The sequence below is a fragment of the Psychrobacter sp. 1U2 genome, assembly GCF_051847575.1.
The window spans coordinates 1-874 of sequence record NZ_JBPYDC010000723.1 but is presented as its reverse complement, the minus strand read 5'-3'; the positions used below and the strand labels follow the sequence as shown (position 1 = coordinate 874).

The window sequence follows — 874 nt, the reverse complement described above, 5'->3', positions numbered from 1 at the left end:
ATTGGACATAGCGTGGCCGCTTGGTTTATCATTTAAACAGACTAAACTAACTATCGACTAGTGAATACCAACTAGATAAGTACCTATAAATAGCAAAAGTCACTAGCATAATGTCAATACAGACTAAGTCAAGAGAGTCATTATAAATTAAAGACAACGATAGCTATCTGCAAATAGATAACTCAGCTCACAATTATGGCACAACGCTGTAAACTCACCTATAATGTGACGACCAATCACACAATATATAATATGGTGCTATGACCACAACTAATGCTGTTTCTAATGATAGGGTACAAACCAATCGATTGCGCGTGGTGTTTGCAGGTACACCTGAGTTTGCTGCTGCTAGCCTTGAATCACTCATCGCTCAGCAAGAGCAACTTAATATAGACATCGTTGCGGTATATACGCAGCCCGATCGCAAAGCAGGCCGTGGCCAAAAACTATCTGCCTCTGCTGTTAAGCAAGTAGCGCTCACTCATGATATTGCCATCGAGCAGCCTGCCACCTTCAAAAAATCTAACACTGAAGGCTTGGCTGCTAGACAGACATTGGCAAGCTATCAGCCTGATATCATGATTGTCGCAGCCTATGGTTTGATTTTGCCTATCGGTGTATTAGATATCCCAACTTATGGTTGTTTAAATATCCATGCTTCACTTCTACCGCGCTGGCGCGGCGCGGCGCCTATTCATCGCGCGTTATTGGCAGGGGATACCAAGACTGGCATTACCATTATGCAAATGGATAAAGGTTTGGATACTGGAGATATGCTCTACGAAGCCAGCTGTACTATCGCTGATGATGATACAGCTGCAAGCTTGCACGACAAATTAGCTGATTTAGGAGCAACGGCTATCAGCACTGTCCT

At 43.5% G+C, this 874-nt stretch carries 1 protein-coding gene; it reads left to right on the top strand.

Annotated elements, in window-relative coordinates; genetic code table 11:
* Positions 1-260: 260 nt before the first annotated feature.
* On the top strand, positions 261-874 hold a 614-nt coding region (gene fmt / locus ACS8FD_RS18325; RefSeq protein ID WP_439276900.1), incomplete at its 3' end, for a methionyl-tRNA formyltransferase.